At 58.7% G+C, this 20,290-nt stretch carries 18 protein-coding genes; 8 read left to right on the forward strand and 10 right to left on the reverse strand.

Annotated elements, in window-relative coordinates:
* Positions 1–9: 9 nt before the first annotated feature.
* Both HCK86_RS00810 and HCK86_RS00815 read right to left on the reverse strand, forming a co-directional pair.
* The gene (locus HCK86_RS00810) at positions 10–1,314 is read right to left on the reverse strand and encodes an HlyD family efflux transporter periplasmic adaptor subunit (protein WP_176082571.1); all 1,305 of its coding nucleotides are present in this window, start codon (positions 1,312–1,314) and stop codon (positions 10–12) included.
* 263 nt (positions 1,315–1,577) lie between these two features.
* The gene (locus tag HCK86_RS00815; RefSeq protein WP_176082572.1) at positions 1,578–2,222 is read right to left on the reverse strand and encodes a histidine phosphotransferase family protein; all 645 of its coding nucleotides are present in this window, start codon (positions 2,220–2,222) and stop codon (positions 1,578–1,580) included.
* 205 nt (positions 2,223–2,427) lie between these two features.
* Here HCK86_RS00815 and HCK86_RS00820 point away from each other — a divergent pair, with 205 nt between their 5' ends.
* Both HCK86_RS00820 and HCK86_RS00825 read left to right on the forward strand, forming a co-directional pair.
* Complete coding sequence (locus HCK86_RS00820) at positions 2,428–3,027, forward strand: DUF1134 domain-containing protein (protein ID WP_246739401.1); 600 nt, start codon at positions 2,428–2,430, stop codon at positions 3,025–3,027.
* Positions 3,028–3,039: 12 nt separating this feature from the next.
* Positions 3,040–3,318 carry a hypothetical protein gene (locus HCK86_RS00825; protein WP_176082574.1) on the forward strand — a complete coding sequence of 93 codons (279 nt, stop codon included), beginning with the start codon at positions 3,040–3,042 and terminating at the stop codon, positions 3,316–3,318.
* 18 nt (positions 3,319–3,336) lie between these two features.
* On the opposite strand, the gene HCK86_RS00830 is transcribed toward HCK86_RS00825, so the two are convergent.
* Positions 3,337–4,161 (reverse strand): RNA methyltransferase, encoded by an 825-nt coding sequence (locus HCK86_RS00830; RefSeq protein ID WP_176082575.1) that lies wholly within the window; start codon positions 4,159–4,161, stop codon positions 3,337–3,339.
* A 7-nt stretch (positions 4,162–4,168) separates the two neighbouring features.
* Positions 4,169–4,546, reverse strand: a complete 378-nt coding sequence (locus HCK86_RS00835) for a hypothetical protein (RefSeq protein ID WP_176082576.1) — start codon at positions 4,544–4,546, stop codon at positions 4,169–4,171.
* A gap of 68 nt (positions 4,547–4,614) precedes the next feature.
* On the opposite strand from HCK86_RS00835, the gene HCK86_RS00840 reads away from it, so the two are divergent.
* Positions 4,615–5,649, forward strand: coding sequence for an RluA family pseudouridine synthase (locus HCK86_RS00840; protein ID WP_176082577.1), 1,035 nt, complete (start codon positions 4,615–4,617; stop codon positions 5,647–5,649).
* 152 nt (positions 5,650–5,801) lie between these two features.
* On the forward strand, positions 5,802–6,713 hold the full coding sequence (gene rpoH / locus HCK86_RS00845) for an RNA polymerase sigma factor RpoH (protein ID WP_176082578.1): 912 nt from the start codon (positions 5,802–5,804) through the stop codon (positions 6,711–6,713).
* A gap of 85 nt (positions 6,714–6,798) precedes the next feature.
* Here rpoH and HCK86_RS00850 read toward each other — a convergent pair whose 3' ends face one another.
* From HCK86_RS00850 to HCK86_RS00870, 5 genes are all read right to left on the reverse strand, one after another.
* Complete coding sequence (locus HCK86_RS00850) at positions 6,799–8,646, reverse strand: GNVR domain-containing protein (protein WP_246739402.1); 1,848 nt, start codon at positions 8,644–8,646, stop codon at positions 6,799–6,801.
* Between the two features lie 439 nt (positions 8,647–9,085).
* Positions 9,086–9,874 (reverse strand): metallophosphoesterase, encoded by a 789-nt coding sequence (locus HCK86_RS00855; protein WP_176082580.1) that lies wholly within the window; start codon positions 9,872–9,874, stop codon positions 9,086–9,088.
* A gap of 2 nt (positions 9,875–9,876) precedes the next feature.
* The gene (locus HCK86_RS00860) at positions 9,877–11,301 is read right to left on the reverse strand and encodes an O-antigen ligase family protein (protein WP_176082581.1); all 1,425 of its coding nucleotides are present in this window, start codon (positions 11,299–11,301) and stop codon (positions 9,877–9,879) included.
* A gap of 51 nt (positions 11,302–11,352) precedes the next feature.
* Positions 11,353–12,036, reverse strand: a complete 684-nt coding sequence (locus tag HCK86_RS00865) for a hypothetical protein (protein WP_176082582.1) — start codon at positions 12,034–12,036, stop codon at positions 11,353–11,355.
* Between the two features lie 245 nt (positions 12,037–12,281).
* Positions 12,282–13,172, reverse strand: coding sequence for a DMT family transporter (locus tag HCK86_RS00870; RefSeq protein WP_176082583.1), 891 nt, complete (start codon positions 13,170–13,172; stop codon positions 12,282–12,284).
* Between the two features lie 213 nt (positions 13,173–13,385).
* Between HCK86_RS00870 and HCK86_RS00875 the strand changes: the two genes are divergently transcribed.
* The 3 genes from HCK86_RS00875 to HCK86_RS00885 all read left to right on the forward strand — a co-directional run bounded on the left by HCK86_RS00875 (position 13,386) and on the right by HCK86_RS00885 (position 17,733).
* A complete protein-coding gene (locus tag HCK86_RS00875) occupies positions 13,386–14,684 on the forward strand; it encodes an adenylosuccinate synthase (protein ID WP_176082584.1) in 1,299 nt (432 codons plus the stop codon).
* A gap of 198 nt (positions 14,685–14,882) precedes the next feature.
* Positions 14,883–16,667, forward strand: coding sequence for a hypothetical protein (locus HCK86_RS00880; RefSeq protein WP_176082585.1), 1,785 nt, complete (start codon positions 14,883–14,885; stop codon positions 16,665–16,667).
* 265 nt (positions 16,668–16,932) lie between these two features.
* Positions 16,933–17,733: a creatininase family protein gene (locus HCK86_RS00885; protein WP_176082586.1), complete on the forward strand. Its 801-nt coding sequence runs from the start codon at positions 16,933–16,935 to the stop codon at positions 17,731–17,733.
* Between the two features lie 16 nt (positions 17,734–17,749).
* Here the strand turns inward: HCK86_RS00885 and HCK86_RS00890 are convergent, their stop codons facing one another.
* Positions 17,750–18,691, reverse strand: coding sequence for a LysR family transcriptional regulator (locus HCK86_RS00890; protein ID WP_176082587.1), 942 nt, complete (start codon positions 18,689–18,691; stop codon positions 17,750–17,752).
* A gap of 247 nt (positions 18,692–18,938) precedes the next feature.
* Here HCK86_RS00890 and HCK86_RS00895 point away from each other — a divergent pair, with 247 nt between their 5' ends.
* A complete protein-coding gene (locus HCK86_RS00895; protein ID WP_246739426.1) occupies positions 18,939–19,877 on the forward strand; it encodes an ABC transporter substrate-binding protein in 939 nt (312 codons plus the stop codon).
* The last annotated feature ends 413 nt before the right edge of the window (positions 19,878–20,290 follow it).

A 20,290-nucleotide genomic window follows, 5' to 3' on the forward strand; every position in this document is an offset into this window, starting at 1 on the left:
TTTCTGATCTTACTTGAGAACAAGGTCACCAGGCCTCAGCCCTGACAGAACGCGAACATAATTGTCCGAAATTTCGCCCAGCTCGACCTCCGTCAGGGTCGGATCGCCTTTGTCGAGCTTGCGAACATAGGAATGATCATTCTGGATGAAGACGGCCGAGACGGGCACGCCCGGTTCCTTCTGCGGCAAGGGCCGCGAAAAGCTGCAGGTTGCGGCGCTGTTCAGAAGCCCTGCCGCGTCATCCGCCGGAAAGACGATCGAGACTTGCGTCTCGAATCGCCCGTCGAGACTGTCAGTTCCCGTTTCCACCGAGCGGATGGCGGCGATTTTTGCCGGGCGCGGAAGGTGATCGCGATCAGCCGTGACCACGATCTCCGCGCCGCGAACGCTGCGCATCTCTTCAGGACGAAAGCTCAGCCGGGTTCCCAGCCGCGCCGGATCAGCCAGAAGCGCGATCCGCTCGCCGGCATGGACATTCAGGCTGCGCCTGCCGGCATCAACGGTTTCGACATCAACCAGATGGCCGGCAACGGGGGCGCGGATGCTGGCCTGCGCGATCCTTGCCTGGACCTCGCTGAGCGCGCTCTGCTTCGCCAGAACCGCATTGGCGAGCCGCTGGACCTCGAGCACGGTCTCACGATCTGCCAACTCGTCCTGCCATTGGGCGCGCTTCAGTTCCGCTGATGCCGTATCCAGTTTGCGCTGCGCCTCCTGAAAGCGTGACAGCGCCAGCCGCCCGTCATTGAAAAGCCGCTTCATTTCGGCGACCTGAGCGGCCATCTGGTCACGTGCCTGCTGCCGCGCATCGATATCGAGATGACGGATCGCGCTCATATTATTGCGATAGACACCCGATTTGTAATCACGTTCGGCATTCAGATAGGCAATGTCGCGCTCCAGGGCATCCCGCTGATGCTCGAATGCTGTCGTGTCGTAGCGGGCGATGAGCGTGCCGGTTTCAACACTGTCTCCGGGGGGCATGATGGTCAAACGCCCATCCATCGGGGCGACAACCGCCACCAGTGTGCCATAACCAATTTCGCAATCACGTGTGATCCGCTCCTCAAAGGGTCTCAGCTCGACCTTGACCGGAGCAAGACCATCATCGCTGCGGCTTGCGGCAATTTCCGGCAGATCCGACGCTGTCTGGGCAAGGCCTGCGACCGGGAAGAGGCCGATCGCCACAGAACCGGCCAGACCGGCACGTCTGAGGATCGGGGCCCGCCGCCATTTCAGACGCCAGCCCGGATCATCTCGCCACCGCCCATAGTGTGACGCCAGAGGGGCACCGGCCTTCGGGATGCGATATCGCATGCTCTGCTCCCTTGTCTGCGTTTTGCTGCAACGCGGCTTCTGGAGACAAACGCCGCCATGGCCGAAAAGTTTCGACGGACTGGCAACGTAAAAATCATGGATCGCCTGATAGGAACGCGAAAGCGTGACGAAAATTGGGAATTCCGCCAACATGGGCGACAAAAGCCAAAAAGCCAGCGGCAAAGCGCTGGCTTTTAAACTTGTTCGCAGTCGCGAAACGTCATCTGATGCTCTGTTTGGCCCGCCGCTGGCCGCAAACGGCCTTAAGCGACGCTTTGCCCTTCAAACAGCACCTCACCCTCATTCAGGGTGAACCGGATATCCGTAGCGGTCAATTCCGCTAGCAGCGCCGTGTAGTAGGGCTGCACATTATGCGACGTCACGGGTTGCTCCATCACGCCGGAATGGATGCGGGCAAATTCCGACGGCGGCTGAATATGACCGCCGCGCGTGCGGATGGAAAAGCTGAATGGCGCGTCGACGGATGCGATCATCACTTCGATGGTGCCGCCACGCGGGATCGTCGCCATGGCGACCAGCAGCAGGTTGAGAATGAGTTTCACCCGATCCTTGTCGGCATTGGCATGAGGCCCTGTCCATTCGATGACCAGCCGCTTGTTGAGGGCAACCAGATCACGTGCGGCCCGTTCAGCTTCACCGGTATCGAGCGGCGCAGCAATCGTGCCCGATGCGCCAAAGGCAAGACGCGCGAATTTCAGATGTGTGGCGGCGCTGTGGGTACTCTGACGGATGAGGCTCAGCGCTTCTTCATCCATGCCCCCTTCATCAAGAAGTTCGAGACCGTTTCCGGCCGCACCGATCGGGTTGACGACATCATGGCAGATACGGCTCGCCAGCAGTGCCGCCAGATCAGGCCCGCTCAGCGTCAGATTGGGGTTCCTTGCCATAACATCTTCCTTTCGGTTGCTCACCTGCGGCCCAGCTGCCGGGACCCTTCGGCCATTGTCGAGCCCTTTTCAGCGCCGCCCCCTGAAAAACACCACATTTGGTAAATCCATTGTTAATAGGTGGCGGTCACAATGATGCTCGAGCACACGCTTGTCAGATTCGCGAGAAATCGCAATGCCCGATCATGAAAAGAATGGAACTGCCATGCGCGCAATAGCACCCCTGATCCTGAAGCCGGTCCTGATGACCGCGCTTTTTCTTGCCCTTTGCGTTGCGCCGTCCGGAGCGGCCCTCGCCCAACAGACCCAGCAGCAACAGAATAACAGCTACTCGGCCGATGAAATCGTCGCCGCTGGCAGCAACTTCTTCGGCGAGGCAAGTGCTGGCCTCGCCACCGCGCTGCAGAATGCCTTTTCCAAATATGGCCTGCCGAATGGCTATGTTCTCGGCAAGGAAGGCTCCGGCGCATTCATCGCCGGTCTGACCTATGGCGAAGGCACCCTCAACACCAAGAATGTCGGCCAGCACCCGGTCTTCTGGCAGGGTCCCTCCTTCGGCTTCGATTATGGCGGGGATGGTTCGCGCGTCATGATGCTGGTCTATAATCTGCCTGCAGTCAGCGAGATCTACCATCGTTTCGGCGGCGTTTCCGGATCGGCCTATGTCGTCGCGGGCTTTTCAATGCAGGTCTACAAATTCGGCAACATCATTCTCGTTCCGGTCCGCTCCGGCGTCGGTGCCCGGCTTGGCGTCAATGTCGGCTATCTGAAGCTGACCCAGAAGCCGACCTGGAATCCTTTCTGATCGCGAGCACTCATGCGTGAAACCAAAGACGATGCATTGAAACGGGATATAGAAGGGCGCAGCCGCGCCCTTCGCCTTGCCATCGCCAAGGCGCAGGACAGCCAGGACGATGACGCCATGCGGCAGGGCCTGGCCGAACTCGGCGCGCTGATGATCGCCCATACATGGCTGATCGAGGGCGCTGATCCCGCCCTTGCCGAAAAACTGAAACTGGCCGCCGCTCACGGCAGCCGGAAAAGCCTTGCCGCGCGGGCGGCAGACCTGCTCGCATCGCTTCAAAGCGAGCGCTGAGGCCGAAAGACCCGCGCTTCAGCCGATACGTCCCTTTTTCAACGCCAGTTCATAAAGCGCGATCCCAGCCGCCATGGAAACATTGAGGCTGTCGAGGTCCGGCGACTGGGCGATACGGACAGGACTGAAGCGCTGCATGATCGATGCCGGCAGCCCCTCCCCCTCCGTGCCGAGGATCAGCGCCGTCCGCCGTGACGGCTGCAAACGGTCGATTGTGGTTGCACCGGCCGGCGACAGGGTGACGATCTGAAAACCGGCCGCCGCCAGACCGGTCAGCAACCCCTCACCGTCACTGGCCCGTATCCACGGCATTCTCAGCACCGAGCCGACCGAAACTCTGAGGCTCTTGCGATAGAGCGGATCGCATGAAGTCTCATCCAGCAGCACGGCATCAGCACCAAAGGCCGTTGCATTGCGAAACAGGCTGCCAGCATTGTCGTGATTGGAAAGGCCGATTGCCGCCGCCACCAGCGCATCGTCAGGCAATGCCTCAAGAAGCTCAGCAGGGCTTGGCGAAACAGAGGCCAGGCGTGTTCCAAGGGCCAGAACACCGCGATGCATATCAAAACCGGCAATGGCATTCATCACCTGCGTATTGCAGGCATAGACGGGCACATCAGCTGGAAAATCCGCCAGAATGTCGCCGATCCCGGAAAGTCGGTTCTCCAGCACGAGGATGCGCTCGGCCCTGAAAACGCGGCCATGAACCTGCGACAGGACGCGAAGAACCACTGTTCCTTCAACAATGAACTGGCCGCGACGCCCGACCAGATCCCGCTCCCGGATCGCGCGGAACGGCGCAACCCTTTCATCGTCCGGATCGGTGATGGTTTCGACAGTCATGGCTGTATCAGGGTATGGTCACCGTTGCCGCCATGCGGCCGGTCGCAAGATCGAAGATGTAGACAGCCTGCCTGCCATCGGCGCGAGTGCCGAAAAAGGTGACAGAACCGTCGCCATAGGACACCTGCAGCACCTTGAAGCCGTCCGGCAGCGGTGCGACAAATTCCAGCGGCGCGCCGGATGGGACGGCGAGCGCATGGGCGCTCGGTGCCTTCGCCTCATCCCGCGACGAAATCTTGTATATGATGGCTCCGAAGACAGCAAACAGGCTGACAATCATGATCACCGCAGAGATGATCTGCAGTCGCAGCATCTTGCGACGAACGATATCAAGCGCCGGGTCGAGCGGCTTTTCATCCTCGGCGTCGTTGCGATCATGTGCCATAGTCAATTGCCCTTGAGCCTTGTTTGCCTTAAAAGCGCCAGTTCCTCAATGTCAGGTTCAGAAAAGAAATGACGGATAAAGCCCCCTTTAAACAAGCCGAGCCCAATAGAAAAGACTTTCTCGTTGAAGAAGGCGGGAAAGAGCGGCTTGACGCATTTCTTTCCCGGCAGATGGGCGATGCCACATCGCGCAGCCGCATCAAGGCGATGATCGTCAAGGATGCGGTCACGATCAACGGTACGATCTGCAGCGATCCCTCCCGCAAGCTGAAGCCGGGCGAGACCGTGTCGCTGGATGTGCCGGAACCGGAAGATCCGACGCCGTTGCCGGAAAACATTCCGCTCGACATCCTCTATGAGGATGACGACCTGATCGTGCTCAACAAGCAGGCCGGGCTGGTCGTGCATCCGGGTGCCGGCAACTGGACGGGAACGCTGGTCAATGCCCTGCTCTATCACTGCGGCGACACGCTCTCCGGCATTGGCGGCGTCCGACGTCCGGGCATCGTACACCGGCTCGACAAGGACACGACGGGCGTCATGGTCGTCGCCAAAAATGATCGCGCCCACCAGTCGCTGTCAGCGCAGTTTGCCGATCATGGCCGCACCGGTCCCTTGGAGCGGGCCTATCTCGCCCTTGTCTGGGGCCGCCCGAAAACGCTGACCGGAACCATTGACGCGCCGCTCGGGCGCAGCGGCGACCGCGTGCGCCGTGCCGTCAAGTCCGCAGAAAGCGCGGACGCCGATTTCGCCATCACCCATTACTCGGTGGTCGAGCGCTTTGGCGAAAAGCCGGATGGAACCGCAACGGCAAGCCTGGTCGAATGCCGGCTGGAGACCGGACGCACCCACCAGATCCGCGTTCACATGGCCCATATCGGCCACCCGCTGATCGGCGATCAGACCTATGGCGCCGGCTTCAAGACCAAGGCGAACAAACTGGACGATGACGCCCGCATGACGGTGACGGCATTTCCGCGCCAGGCGCTCCACGCCTATCTGCTGGCCTTCGAACACCCGGCAACGGGGGAAACCATCCATTTCGAGGCGCCGCTGCCGGAAGACATGGAAACGCTTTGCAGCGCATTCCGCCACGAGCGCTGAGCCCTCAGCTCCCCCTCTTGAAAGACCGGAGCAGCGACCCCATATCTGAATTTCCCTTTGCGCGGTTCGCATGAACGCGCCCAACCTTGGAACCTGCTGAAACTTCAATCTTACCGTTTGAAAATAGGGGTTCAACTTACAGGGGTCTCTGCATGGCTAACAATATCATCCCCAGCATTCGTGCCGGCGAGAATGGCCTTAACCGTTATCTCGAAGAAATCCGTAAATTCCCGATGCTCGAGCCGCAGGAAGAGTACATGCTCGCCAAGCGGTTTCAGGAGCATGACGACCGCAAGGCCGCCCACAAGCTCGTCACCAGCCATCTGAGGCTCGTTGCCAAGATCGCCATGGGCTATCGCGGTTACGGCCTGCCGATCGGCGAGGTCGTTTCCGAGGGCAATGTCGGGCTGATGCAGGCGGTGAAGAAATTCGACCCCGAGCGCGGTTTCCGTCTGGCGACCTACGCCATGTGGTGGATCAAGGCGTCGATCCAGGAATATATCCTGCGCTCCTGGTCACTGGTGAAGATGGGCACGACCGCCAATCAGAAACGTCTGTTCTTCAACCTGCGTCGCCTCAAGGGCAAGATTCAGGCGATTGAAGATGGCGATCTGAAGCCGGAACAGGTCACCGAGATCGCCACCAAGCTCAATGTGAGCGAGGAGGAAGTGGTTTCCATGAACCGCCGCCTCTCGGGCGACGCCTCGCTCAACGCACCGATCCGTGCATCCGAAGGCGATGCCGGCCAGTGGCAGGACTGGCTCGTTGACGACAGCGACAGCCAGGAACAGATGCTGATCGATCAGGACGAGCATGATACCCGCCGGCAGCTGCTGGTCCAGGCGATGAATGTGCTGAACGATCGCGAAAAGCGGATCTTTACCGCCCGCCGCTTGAGTGAGAACCCGGAAACGCTCGAAGAGCTTTCTGCCGAGTTTTCGATCAGCCGTGAACGCGTTCGCCAGATCGAAGTCCGCGCCTTTGAGAAAGTTCAGGAAGCCGTTCAGAAACAGGTCCTTGCCAATGCACGCGCGCTGCGCGCCGTGCGCGAGGAAGATGCCTGAACCAACCATTGCTTCTGACATGACAAAAAAGAGCCGCGACGTTTTCACGCCGCGGCTCTTTCGTGTCCGTTCGCTCCCATTCCGATCAATCGGAATAATAGCCTGAATAGTAGTAGTAGTAGTTGCCGAACAGATTGGTCCGCTCGAGCTGGTTCATGATCGCCAAAAGCGAACCGTCATCCTTCATATTGGCCCGCAACGCATTGGTGGAACGGCGTGCGCTCTGCTGCGACGTGCTGGCCCACTTGATCACATAACCGACGACATCGGCAAAGCGGGCAAGATAGAGCCCATCAACAACCGGTTCAATCGGCGGCGTGTCGAGGATGATGAAGTCGAAATGGCGGCGTGCACTCTCAAGCAATTTGGCAATCCGTTCGCCCATGAAGAGCTCGTCGGTCGCAAAATCCGTCCGGCGGCTGCCGAGCAGCACGGTCAGGCCCGTCAGAGGGTCGTTGACCGTCAGATTGGCGAGCGACGAACCGCCCGATGAACCGCGCAGGAAGTCGACCAGACCCGAACTCGGCTCCATGCCGAGATAGCGGTGGACGCTCGGCTTGCGCAGATCGCAGTCAATCAGAAGCGTCTTCTTCCCGGAGATCGCATAGGTGCGGGCAAGCGAAAGCGACATCGTCGATTTGCCTTCACCGGGAACCGCAGAGGTCATCATGACAATGGTTCCAAGACCGTCTTCATGGTCCATGGACTGGCCCGCGGCGAGCGCCGCCTTGCGCTTGTTATATTGCGCCTGTTCGATCGCGACGCGAACGCGCCGGATCGACTCGGCGAAGGTCGACAATGGCGATTCAACCACGAGATTGGCAAGCGACGTTCGCCCGCCCGTGCCATCCTTGACCTCTTCATTGCCCGAAGAAGAGCTTTCGCGCGGCGTCAGGGTCGCCAGCGGCAGATGCAGCACCGATTCCACCTGCTCTTCCGTGGTAAAGCCGCCGACATAGTGCTCACGGATGAAGGCGAGCCCCAGGCCAAGGCCAAACGACAGCAACAGCGCAGCGGCAAAGATCAGCTGCTTGTTGGGATAAGACGGGCTGGCCGGGACCATGGCGCGCGAGACGATGCGGCTATCGGCAATCTGCAATGATGACAGGTTATCGAGTTCCTGCTGCCGCGACAGAAGGTTCTGATATTGCGTTCGTGCGATATCAGCAGACTGGCGCAAACCATAGATCTCCGTCAGGACCTCAGGCGGCAGATCACTCTGCAACACGGAACTGCGCAACTGCGACCGCAGGTCTTCCGACTGCTTTTCCTGAGCGTTGATCTGACTGCGCAGGTCGTTCGCGGTGCTCTGTGCCTGTTCCTTCAGGGAGTTCTCGATCTTCGCAAGTTCAGCCCGCAGATCGACAGCGCGGGAACTGTTTTGCGCAACATCGCCAAGTTCCGCATTGACCTGCTGCCACTGCCCCTGCAACGCCGCAGCGGCTTCGGTCTGAAGCGAGGAAACAAGCGTCGCGAAATCACTGCTTCCCATGCTGCGGTTGATGATTTCCAGCCGCGACTGATCGTCGCTGCTTTCCTTTGACAAGGTATCGAGCTGATCGCGCAGGGCCGCGAGATTGGAAGCCCCGGTTTCATTCTGAAGGCTGTCAATATTGTCGAGAATGTAGCTATCAAGCTTCTTCTCAGCCTCGACGACCGCCTGGCTGGCGGTCGAAACGCGCGCCTGAATGACGTCACGCGCGGCGACGATAGACGAAATCTTCGCCTGTACCTGCTGCTTGATATAGGCATCGACCAGGGCATCGGCCAACACTGCGGCCTTCTTCGGATCCTGTGATGTGACCGTCACCGAGATCAGATAGGTCAGGCCACTGCGGCTGACGGAAATGGACGCCTTGAAACGGTTGAGCACCTTCGACAGGGCATCGGCACCTTGCTCGCCCCCCGTCTCGGAGAGGTGCAATTTACTCAAAATCCGCTTCGTTAGCGAGGTCTGAACGCCAAATTCAGGATCCTGAACGAGGTTCTGATCGTTGATAACGTCCAGAAGAACGCTGTTCGATGTGAGAATCCTGACCTCTGAATCGACCCTCGCATTGTCGCTTGAAGCGGCACTGTACGAGGTCTGCGGATCAAGCAGGTTCTTGGAACTCGTATCGACAAAAACGAGTGCAGTGGCGGAATATTTCGGTGTAATTGAATAAACTGCGGCTGATGTGATGGCGGTTATGCCGATGACCACGGATAGGATAAGCCAAATCTGCCGCCTAATCATGGCTATCAAGCTGCGAATATCAATTTCATTATCCATAATGCACTCAACGTTTCAAAAAGGAAATGACAGGATATCTCTGGAATGATTTTACATAAGCAACATTCAATACCAGAATCCAGTGCGGAGTAAACTCTTATCAAGAATTGCCGCCGCCGACCTCCAACACGGAATCAGGTTTGTTTCCAGCAAGTTTCAGGCAGGAAAGACGGCCTGTGAAATAGGCGCCGGTGTCGAGATTGATGCGGTTACCAATCCGTTCGACCTGCTTCACAGGTGTATGCCCATGGACGACAAGAGGCCCGTCCATGACGGGTCCGCCATGCTCAGCCTCCTCACGATCAGGCCGGATCCACAAAAGATCGGCGTCAACCTGATCTTCGAGGGCGACCCCGTGTTTCAGCCCGGCATGAACGAAACAGAGGCCGGGGAACCGGATCATCGACGGCAGCCCATCGAGGAATTCGATATGCTCCTCCGGGATATGGCTGGCAACGACGGTCGGAAGCTGCTTGCGCAAGCGCTGCAGATCCTGCACGCCATAGGACTTCAGTGTCTCTTCCCCACCGAAATTGAGCCAGTGGTGGTCTCCCGCCGGCTTCAGCATAAATGACAGCATCTGCTCTTCGTGATTGCCGGCCAGACACAATCGGCGCAGCCCCGCCCCTTGCCGTGCCATGAGAAAATCGATCATTTGCGCACTTGCGGGACCGCGATCAACATAGTCCCCAAGATAGATGATCCAGCTTTCTCCAGCTATATTTGCGGCGACATGCGCGATCTCATCTTCCATCCGACGGGCAAGATCGATGCAGCCGTGGACATCGCCAATGGCGAATATCGCAGCCGGCACCGTGTCGAAGACCAGATGACGCCGGCCTGCGACCGGCTCCGGCTTCTTTTTGAAGAGCTTGCCCAGAAACTGCATATTCAGGATTCTTTAGCCTCCGCCGTCTCGCTGCGCTCACGCGGCAATCGTGTTTCGCCTATACCATTGGCAATAATTGCCACGAACAGCAAGGTTACGCCTTCCATCTCAAGGCTGAAATCAACGGTCGAATGCACCGCCGCCGTGACGATGACACCGATCGCAGCGATACTGCCGGCAGCATCGTCGGCCAGAGAGAAGTCGGATCGGAGAATCCGCCAGAAGATCAGTGCGACGATCACCAGCGGCATGGATCCAAAGACCAGCCCATATTCGCTCCACAGCGCCATATAGGTGGAATGGGCAAGATCCCAGAGATAGTCGGCTGAGAGTGCCCCCTGATGGAACAGCGGAAATGCAAACTCAAAGCCGTTGCCGCCGAAGCCAATCAACGGACGGTGCATGATCATATTCCATGTCTGCTCGTAAAGCGTCGTGCGGACGGCGACCGAAACCGAAGCCGTGTCATAGTTGAAGCGGTCGACCAGCACGGGACCGTAGAACATGACAACCACCCCGAAGCCGACCAACAGCAGAGCGAGAAAACCAAGAATGCTCCGCGCCGAAGCGCCGGAGCTGGAACTGGCAATCACGATCGCACAGGTCACGGTCAGCCCGGCCAGCGCAGAGATATTGCCCATGCGGGAATCCGTGGCAACAAGTGCCATGACGATCAGAAGCAGGCCCGCGACATAGAGAATGATCCCGTCGCGCGCCGTCAGCAGGTCGATCAGCTTCCCGCGGTTATTCTGACGATATTTGGCGACCCGCGTGCCGATCAGAGCGGCACCGAGCGAAACACCGAATGCCAGGAACGTGGCGAAAGAATTCCGGTTGACGAAACCGCCCGTCACCGAACCAAGATAGGCCCATTTATGTACAAACAGGATCTTGTCGCCGAACTGAAAACGCAAGAGCAGCCCATAGACCGCGTGAGCGACGATGATTGCAAACAAAACCCTGGTAAAGAAGGCCGACCGGCCCGGATTGGCAGCGATCTGCAGCGCCAGATAGAAGACAGAGCCGTAGGTCAGCCAGCGCAGCAGCGCCAGAAACGTATCGCCGCGCGCGACCGAGATCGTGTCGCCGCCGCCATGACCGGAGGGAAAGGCCAGAATATTGTTCGACAGGAACGAGAATACAGGCAGGATCTGAACCAGATTATAGGCGGCAAAGGCGAAAAAAAGACCGGCAATCACCGGGAATTGCGAAGGAAGAACCCGCGGCGTGATGTCATATCGCATCACACGCCATACATAGAGCACCATCCAGGCGAAGACGAACATAGCATCCAGCGCCCACACGGCAGGCCGGTTGCCGCCGAGCATGAGCGGCGTGACCAGCAGCAGCAGAGCCAGAACGAAAAGCGTCCGGTTGTTCAGAACGGACCGCGCCTGACGGCTTGGTTTGGATCTTCTTTTACTCATATTCGACTATCGACTTTTCCTGCCTCAGATCTCGAAGCCAACCACAAGCGGTCATTGACCGGACTGCGCATTTGCAAACTTCCTGACGCGGTAGAGAAAGCGCTTCTGCTCTTCCTGCGGAAGCGTTTCGATAACATTCACGGCGCGCGATCGAAATGCTTCATTGGTCACATAACGGTTCGCCAGCATATTCCTGCCATTATAGGCGCTTGCCAGAAGCGCGATGTCATCATCCTCCAGCGCACGGTTTTCCGCGGAAATCTGCGCACGATAGGATTCGATGAACCAGAATCGCGAACCTGCCAGCCATCCCTCATTGGGCCCCAGCGCGAAGGCTTCACCCAGCAACGTGTTGGAAAGTTCCGTATTACCTTCGATCATCGCGGCATAGGAGCCGACAAAGCGGGCAAAACTCATCGAAGGCATGACGTCACCGATGGCAGCGGCGGTCTGAAGGCAATTGTCGACGAGCTTGTGCGTCTGATCTTCAGCCGTCGCATAGCTGTAACGCGCCTGCAAGACTTCATAACAGCGCTTCAGCGCTGCCTTCTTCGAATAAGACGAAGGGGCAAAGGCGAGCGGCCCGGACAGAAGCGCCACACCATATTCCGGTTCGGCAGGATCCGGGGCCATAATGCTGTCAAACTCACGCCAGAAAGTCGCGGCAGAAAGCAATGTCGCGAAGGCAAAGCCGGAAAGAGCAGCCCAGCGCCAGACTTGAACCCTCACCTTCACCTCTGGCCTCCCCACGCGATGTCCTCAGATATGATCTCAAACCAACGTGTCCGGCTCAAGCTATTTCTCCTGTATTCCTGCAGCGTGGGCAGATGTCAGCGGCTTTCGATCCGCTCAATACCGAAACCAGGATCCACAACTGACCCCTTGTTCACTCATTGCTCATATACGGTGAGTATTTAAATTAGTACCCAAAATTCCGCCGTCGATGGCAGACAGCGTTATCAATCCGAAAAAAATGCTCATCACGTTTCTTTCGGCTTACCCTTTTCCGCGATCGCAATACCTGTAATTGCGAGAATCAGAGCAACAATATGAAAAGGTTGCAGGTCTTCACCCAGGAGAAAGACCGCCAGCAAAATGCCGAAGACCGGAATCAGGTTAATAAAGAGCCCGGCACGGTTGGGACCGATCAGTTCCACGCCCCGGATGAACAGTGCCTGCGACACCAGAGACGGCAGAAGCCCCGTATAGATGACAGCGAGAATGCCGACCGTATCGGTCGGGACCTGCAGATCGCCGCTCTTCGCCTCCATGAAGACCATGGGCAGGGCGGCGAGAAAGGCGCCTGAACAGCAGGCCATCATCATCGAACGCCAGTCGAGCTGAGGCTTCCAGCGCAGCGAGACGGTATAGAGAGAATAGCAGAGCACGGCCATCACCATCAGGGCGTCGCCGAAATTGATGGTGAAGCGGGCAAGGTCGGCCGGATGGCCATGGGTGACGGCGATGATGACACCGACAAAGGTCAAAAAGAAACCGAAGAGCTGGGCAAGGCTGGCCCTGATCCGGAAAAGCGCGAAATTGAGCAGGAAGATCATCAGCGGAATACCCGCCTGATCAACGGCTCCATTGATCGCGCCGGTATGTTTGAGGGCTGAATACAGGAATGCATTGAAGGCCGAGAAGCCGACCGCGCCATAGGCCAGCAGCAGCAGCCAGTTGGCACGGATGACCGGCCAGTCACGGCGGATCTGCGGCAGAGAGAAAATCGTCACGGCAAAGGCTGCAATGGCCCAGCGCGATACATTGAGCATCATCGGAGACACATGGCCGACAGCGAGCTTGCCCGCGACCAGATTGCCCGCCCATAAAAGCGTGGTTATCGTCAGCAGGCTATAGGCCTTGATCTGCATGGATGATTCGCTCCCTCCCGCTTTGGCCGCGGTAAATTGCTGCCAAAGGTGTGTTTTTATTCGTTTCCGGCCTTCGAATAAACTGCGGCTTGTGCCATTGTCACGCGAAAACATAGCCCGGTCATCTTGAAAGAGTCGCATTCTTGGACACAGGTCTTTATACATGCGCACGTTTTCAGTATCCGGGACAGACGGTCCTTATAGGTAGGTAAAATGACGAATGTTGTGGTGGTCGGCTCGCAATGGGGCGACGAGGGCAAGGGTAAGATTGTGGATTGGCTTTCGGAGCGCGCTGATATCGTCGTGCGCTATCAGGGCGGCCACAATGCCGGTCATACGCTGGTGATTGATGGCGTGAGCTACAAGCTCTCGCTGCTGCCTTCAGGCGTTGTACGGCCCGGAAAGCTTGCGGTTATCGGCAATGGCGTTGTCGTTGACCCCCATGCACTGATTGCCGAGATCGGCCGCCTTGAAGCCCAGAACGTCAAGGTTTCGCCTGAGAACCTGCGGATTGCCGATAATGCGACACTGATCCTGTCGCTCCATCGCGAGCTTGACGGAATGCGCGAGGACGCTGCCTCCAATAGCGGCACGAAGATCGGTACAACGCGCCGCGGCATCGGCCCGGCCTATGAGGACAAGGTCGGACGCCGCGCAATCAGGCTGATGGATCTGGCCAATCTGGACACGCTGCCGGCCAAGGTTGACCGCCTGCTGACGCACCACAACGCGCTGCGTCGCGGTTTCGGTGCAGCTGAAGTCAGCCATGAGACCATCATGGAAGAGCTGACATCGGTGGCCGAGCACGTTCTGTCCTTCCGCGAAACGGTCTGGCTGCTGCTCGACAAGGAACGCAGGCGTGGCGCACGCATTCTGTTCGAGGGCGCACAGGGCAGCCTGCTCGACATCGACCACGGCACCTATCCCTTCGTGACATCGTCCAATACGGTCGCCGGTCAGGCCGCCGCCGGTTCCGGCATGGGCCCGGGCGCACTCGGCTATATCCTCGGCATTACCAAGGCCTATACCACCCGCGTCGGCGAAGGCCCCTTCCCGACGGAACTCACCGATGAGGTCGGCCAGTTCCTAGGGGAACGCGGTCGTGAATTCGGAACCGTGACCGGGCGCAAGCGCCGCTGCGGCTGGTTCGATTCGGTGCTGGTCCGGCAGGCCGTCGCCACCAATGGCATTACTGGCATTGCACTGACCAAACTGGATGTTCTCGACGGCCTTGACGAGATCAAGATCTGCGTCGGCTATGAGCTCGATGGCAAGGCTCTGGAAAGTCTTCCGGCAAGTCAGGGCGATCAGGCGCGTGTCAAGCCGGTCTATATCAGCCTGGAAGGCTGGAAGGAATCGACCGTCGGCGCCCGCAAATGGGCTGATCTGCCGGCACAGGCGATCAAATATGTGCGCCAGATCGAAGAACTGATCGGCGCACCGGTGGCCCTGCTTTCCACCAGTCCGGAACGGGACGATACGATTCTCGTCACCGATCCATTTGAAGACTAGACATAGTCACATTATTGTTCCGGCCCGTGACCGGGCAATTGGGGTTTATGCATGGCGGATTTCGCTTCAGTCATTCGGCGGGCGGTAGAAGGACTACCGGACAACACGCCCGAACTGCGTGCACGCGTTTATGAAAAGGCGCGGGCCGCAGTGATCCGGCAATTGGAGAACATGTCTCCAAAGCCACCCGAATCCTTGATGAAACGGCAGATCGACAAGATCGACACGGCCATTGCCGAGGTCGAAAGTGAATTTGCCGAGGCGATTGGCGAAGACGGGGCGATGGACGCCTTCGAAGACGCGCCACCGCCTGTGACAGAGCCGCCCGCCCCCAGACAGACGCCGCAAAAGCCCGCGCCGGAACAATATGCACCGCAACCGCGGCGGCTCGAACCGGAAGAAGCGCCCGCTCCGCAAGCAGCGCCCGAGCCGGTTGAACGGCGGCAGGACCCCGCTCCCTCCAGGGTGCAGGAAACATCCTGGTCGAAGCAGCATCGCGACGTCTGGGAAGAGCCCGCCGCAGCGGCAGAGCCTGCCGATAACGCGCCGGAATATGACGACACCCATGATTTTGACGATCGCTGTTCAGCGGCATCGCCAGGCCGGGGCCCTGCACAGGAGCCGGTTGAGGAAGAAGACATTTTCGCTCACGCGCATGATGCGCGCAGCATAGATGAGCCGCTGACCCGCGCGCCGCTGACACCGAGCCATGATGAAGGCTGGGGCAGCCCCGACGAAAGCGACATGCCGGAGGATGACGTCTGGCAGCCTGCGGCGCAGCAAAAGCAGACAAATCGCCAGGAGCCTGAGCACGAGGCCTTCGATCCCGCCTATTCGGGTGGAACGATACCCTTGGCACCGCCGCCGCCAAGCCGCCCGGCCTCGAATGCCGAATGGGACCATGTTGATACCATCCTTGGTCTCGCGCCCGGCGGCGCCCATGCCGATTTTGACGATCTCGATGACGATGAGGACGACACGCAGTGGCGCGACGATGACGATGAAACCGGCAAGGGCAAGTCCTTGCTGCGCCGGCTGCTGGTGCCGGTCATTGCCCTCGTCGTCGTGATAGCGCTTGGCATTGGCGGTTATTTCAGCTGGATGCACCGCGACCAGCTGCAAAGCCTTGTTGCCGGCGGCGAAAGTTCACCTGCGGCCGAAACGGCCACGCCTGCAGACTCGGCCACGGCGCCCGCCGATGCCGAAAATACGCCCGTTGTCGCGGCTGGCCAAAGCGGCACTGTCGACAAGCCCTATACCCAGCGGCTGCTGCCGGATGGCAATGAGGTTGATGAGGGGCTTCCTGCGGAAGGGTCCGGCAATGGCACGACCCAGAGCGTTGCCGCCCAGACGACACCGAGCGCTTCCGCCGTGCCCGAGGGAACCGATACCTCCACGACCCCCGCCCCGCCGGTTGGCTCTGCACAGAAGATGTATCTTTATGAAGAGCAGCTCGGGCAGTCCGTACCGTCGGCCTATCAGGGCACGGTCGAGTGGAACCTGAAGCAGCAGAACAACAATACCTCGGTGCCGGAGCCGGTGATCGAAGGCAAGATGAGCGTTCCCGACGCCAAGCTTTCCGGCACGATCACCATTCGCCGCAATGACGATCCGTCGCTTCCCGCCAGCCATCTGATCGATATTTCGTTCGATCTCGGAGATGGATTTGACGGCGGCGCCATCGACAACCTGCAGCGGATCTCGCTGAAGGAAACCGAGGCGGCACGCGGCGATCCGCTGGTCGCGGTCTCGGCCAAGATCACCGACAATCTCTACATGGTCGCACTCAATGATTTCGATCAGGCCCGCAGCCAGAACCTGAGCCTGCTGCGCGACCGCAACTGGATCGACATTCCGGTGACCTACAGAAATGGCCGGCGGGCGCTGCTGACGCTTGAAAAGGGCACGACCGGCGAAGCGATCTTCGACCGGGCCATCCAGGAATGGCAGGCGCTTGGCGATATCACCAGCGGCAGCAACTGATCGGCAATACCTCGGCATCATCGCCTGGGGCTCCGCCTCTCACACAAACCCGCCGGCCACGCCGGCGGGTTTTGTCGTTAACGCAGAACCCGCCGCGACCGCGTTCAGCACTCCGCTCTCTATTAGGCATCATGCGGAGCGCAAAACGATGCTTTTGCCCGCCCCATATTTTCCCTAAGCCTTGATAAGACGCAACAGGCGCTCCGATTTCACCTGCTCCGGCAAGCCTGCCGGGCGGGACAAAACCTCAATGCGGTAGGGAACAATGGCGAAACGATTTTACTGGAATGAACTGATCAGCCGCGAATTTGCAGCACTCGACCCGAACACGACGATTGCCGTTCTTCCGGTCGCCTCGACCGAGCAGCATGGCCCGCATCTTCCCGTCGCGACCGATGTGGCGATCGCCCGCGGCATGCTGGATGCGCTTCAGGAGCGCCTGCCGGATGATCTCGACGTGCTGGTTCTGCCCGTTCAGGAAGTCGGCAAGGCCAACGAGCATATTTACGGCCCCGGCACCCTGTCGCTGCCGGCGGAATTGCTGATCCAGGCCTGGACCACCATTGGTGAGAAGGTTGCCGCTGCAGGTCTGCGCAAGATGGTGATCATCAACAGCCATGGCGGCAATCTCGACGTGATGAACATTGTCGCCCGCGAATTGCGCGTGCGCTACCAGATGGCCGTGGTCGCCACACAATGGGGCCGTTTTGGCCATCCGGAAGGTCTCATCAGCGAAGATGAGCGCAGCTTCGGCATCCATGGCGGCGAGGTCGAGACATCACTGATGCTCAAGTTCCGCCCGGAACTGGTCAGCATGGAACACGCCAAGGATTTCATTTCCCTGGCCAAATGGCAGAAGGAAAACACCAAGCACCTGCAGCCGACGCCGCCGCATACACTGGCCTGGATCGCCCATGATCTGAACCCTGATGGCGCCCTCGGCAATGCCTCCATCGCCACCGTGGAAAAGGGCGAAGCCATCTGCGCTCACCAGATCACCGGCGTGATCGAACTGCTTTACGACCTGAAATCCTACCCGCTCGACAAGCTCTACAGCCCGGCCTGAAGCCAGGCGACGCGCATTATTGCGCCGACGGCGGCAGATATTGCTGCTCCTGCAATTCATCGATCATCGCAACCAGCTCTTTCAGAAGGTAATCGACGAAAAGGCTGGTTGCGGCATCGAGCGGTGCCCGCGACCTGGAAAACAGCTTCATCGGCTGATGGCGCACATGGGCATCGGCGAGCGGCCGGAAAGCGAGCTCGCCCCGCTTGCATTCGGAATAGACATCCAGCGGATTGAGGAAAGTCAGCCCCGTTCCGGCCTTGACCAGAAGCTTCAGCATTTCCGAGGCATTGGTCTCAAGCACCGGCTCGATCGGCAGAGACAGCGGCGACAGCGCCAGATTGATGACATTGCGCAGGCTGGTGCCCGATTGCGCCAGCACCAGCGGCTCCTGCACCACATCCGACAGATTGACCTTTTTAGCCGATGCCAGCGGGTGATCCGGCGGCATGACGACGCCGATCGGCACATCAAAGGAGGCGAGTGCGCGGATGCCGGGCGTCGCCGGAATATTGAAGCCAAGGCCGATATCGACATCGCCTGTCAGCACCATGGCAATCGTGGTCGTCCCGCCATCGGAGCGCAGATTGATGCGCACGCGCGGATTATTGCGGATGAAACGCGCGATGACCTCCGGCAGCGGCCCGGCGGCCAGCCCCACCGTCGTCACCAGCGTCACCTTGCCGGCCTGCGGCATTTTCAGCGCGCGTATGCGGCTTTCCAGCTTCTCGTAGCTTTTCAGCACTTCGCGGATATGCTCGACGCACATCTCGCCGGCCGCCGTCAGCCGCAATCCGCGCGGCAGACGCTCGAACAGGGGTGCCCCCAGCTCTTCCTCCAGCGCGAGGATCTGTCGATTGACCGCAGACGAGGCCACATTCAACCGCGCTGCCGCCTTTCTGATTGAGCCACAGCGGGCGATTTCATCGATATATTGCAGTTTTCTGGAATGCAGCATGTCAGCACCCGCGACCCTTTTTGGCACGTGTCGGGCATGCTTAGCGCAATTTCGCGACAGCTGCAAAAAAAGCATCGTCCTGATCGTTTTTAGACCCTTTTCAAGATACGCGAAAAGCATTCATATAAATTTGCTGATATTCAATTCCAACGGAAAAACGGGGAACAGCGACATGGTGAAACACGCAAAGGCAACGGCCCTTTCGGCCGCTGCCATCTTTACGCTATTGGGCGCGAACGCGCCGGCAATGGCGCTCGACAAGGTCAAGTTCGGCACGAACTGGCTCGCCGAGGCCGAACATGGCGGCTACTATCAGGCCGTGGCCGACGGCACCTATGAGAAATACGGACTTGATGTCGAGATCGTGCAGGGCGGCCCGCAGGCGGCCAATAGTGCACTGCTGATTGCCGGCAAAATCGATTTCTACATGGGTTCGCCCCAGGGCTCGATCAACGCCATTATCCAGCAGATCCCGATCATGGATGTTGCGGCCATCTTCCAGAAGGATCCGCAGATCCTGATGGCGCATCCGGATCAGGGCATCGAGACATTTGCGGATCTGGCAAAGCTGCCGACCATCCTGATGGGCAAGGACGGCTTCCTGTCCTATTTCGAATGGATGAAGGCCAATTTTACAGGCTTTTCCGACAGCCAGTATAAGCCTTATACCTTCAACCCTGCGCCCTTCATCGCCGATCCGAAATCGGCCCAGCAGGGTTACCTGACCTCCGAACCCTTCGCGGTTGAGCAGCAGGCCGGCTGGACGCCGAAGGTCTTTCTTCTGGCCGATCAAGGCTATTCGCCCTATTCGGAAACCATCACCGTTCAGAAAAAGCTGGTGGAAGAGAATCCGGATCTGGTTCAGCGCTTCGTCGATGCCACGATCATCGGCTGGTACAATTATCTCTACCACGACAACAGCGCCGCGAACGCCCTGATCAAAAAAGACAATCCCGACATGACGGATGAGCAGCTGGCCTATTCGATCGCGAAGATGAAGGAATATGGCCTGGTCGAATCCGGTGATGCCGATGACGGAGGCATCGGCTGCATGACGGATGCGCATTACAAGAAATTCTACGACGAGATGGCCGCCGTCGGACTGTTTGAGACCGGCGTTGCTTTCGACAAGGCCTACACCACCGATTTCGTCTGCAAGAATGTCGGTGCCGATCTGAAACCGTAACAGATCGCACTCATTTTGCGTGCGCTACCGGAGCGCGTGACGATATGCGTCAACATCGCTGCCATGCCTCACCTCCGGCGGTCCAGACCCCGCCGGAGCATTTCGGCGGCGAAAATATACACGCATAGGGAAGTGTCGTAATACATGTAAGTTTCCAGGGTTGTATTTCAACGATACAACGTCCGGCGCACTGTGTTTCCACTGCGACATCTCAGCACGTAAATGCGGCGATCGGCATAGTTTTCAAAGGGAAATCCGGCGGATAAACCCCTCAGGAACACAGCAATTAAGCAGGCGCTGTTCAATTTTTACGCATAACGAACACAAAAGCTTCAATTTACCAATTGGTGCAAAAAAGAGAGCGATGTGGACGAATTTTGGTGCTTCTCAAGGCGCAGTCCAGCCGCTCAAAT

The sequence above is a fragment of the Martelella sp. HB161492 genome (genome assembly GCF_013184775.1).
Taxonomy (GTDB): domain Bacteria; phylum Pseudomonadota; class Alphaproteobacteria; order Rhizobiales; family Rhizobiaceae; genus Martelella.

Excerpts from the sequence above, each read along its gene's own strand:
- HCK86_RS00810 (WP_176082571.1), bottom strand. The coding sequence starts at position 1,314 with ATGCGATATCGCATCCCGAAGGCCGGTGCCCCTCTGGCGTCACACTAT.
- HCK86_RS00815 (WP_176082572.1), bottom strand. The coding sequence starts at position 2,222 with ATGGCAAGGAACCCCAATCTGACGCTGAGCGGGCCTGATCTGGCGGCA.
- HCK86_RS00820 (WP_246739401.1), top strand. The coding sequence starts at position 2,428 with ATGCGCGCAATAGCACCCCTGATCCTGAAGCCGGTCCTGATGACCGCG.
- HCK86_RS00825 (WP_176082574.1), top strand. The coding sequence starts at position 3,040 with ATGCGTGAAACCAAAGACGATGCATTGAAACGGGATATAGAAGGGCGC.
- HCK86_RS00830 (WP_176082575.1), bottom strand. The coding sequence starts at position 4,161 with ATGACTGTCGAAACCATCACCGATCCGGACGATGAAAGGGTTGCGCCG.
- HCK86_RS00835 (WP_176082576.1), bottom strand. The coding sequence starts at position 4,546 with ATGGCACATGATCGCAACGACGCCGAGGATGAAAAGCCGCTCGACCCG.
- HCK86_RS00840 (WP_176082577.1), top strand. The coding sequence starts at position 4,615 with ATGACGGATAAAGCCCCCTTTAAACAAGCCGAGCCCAATAGAAAAGAC.
- rpoH (WP_176082578.1), top strand. The coding sequence starts at position 5,802 with ATGGCTAACAATATCATCCCCAGCATTCGTGCCGGCGAGAATGGCCTT.
- HCK86_RS00855 (WP_176082580.1), bottom strand. The coding sequence starts at position 9,874 with ATGCAGTTTCTGGGCAAGCTCTTCAAAAAGAAGCCGGAGCCGGTCGCA.
- HCK86_RS00860 (WP_176082581.1), bottom strand. The coding sequence starts at position 11,301 with ATGAGTAAAAGAAGATCCAAACCAAGCCGTCAGGCGCGGTCCGTTCTG.
- HCK86_RS00870 (WP_176082583.1), bottom strand. The coding sequence starts at position 13,172 with ATGCAGATCAAGGCCTATAGCCTGCTGACGATAACCACGCTTTTATGG.
- HCK86_RS00875 (WP_176082584.1), top strand. The coding sequence starts at position 13,386 with ATGACGAATGTTGTGGTGGTCGGCTCGCAATGGGGCGACGAGGGCAAG.
- HCK86_RS00880 (WP_176082585.1), top strand. The coding sequence starts at position 14,883 with ATGAAACGGCAGATCGACAAGATCGACACGGCCATTGCCGAGGTCGAA.
- HCK86_RS00885 (WP_176082586.1), top strand. The coding sequence starts at position 16,933 with ATGGCGAAACGATTTTACTGGAATGAACTGATCAGCCGCGAATTTGCA.
- HCK86_RS00890 (WP_176082587.1), bottom strand. The coding sequence starts at position 18,691 with ATGCTGCATTCCAGAAAACTGCAATATATCGATGAAATCGCCCGCTGT.
- HCK86_RS00895 (WP_246739426.1), top strand. The coding sequence starts at position 18,939 with ATGGCGCTCGACAAGGTCAAGTTCGGCACGAACTGGCTCGCCGAGGCC.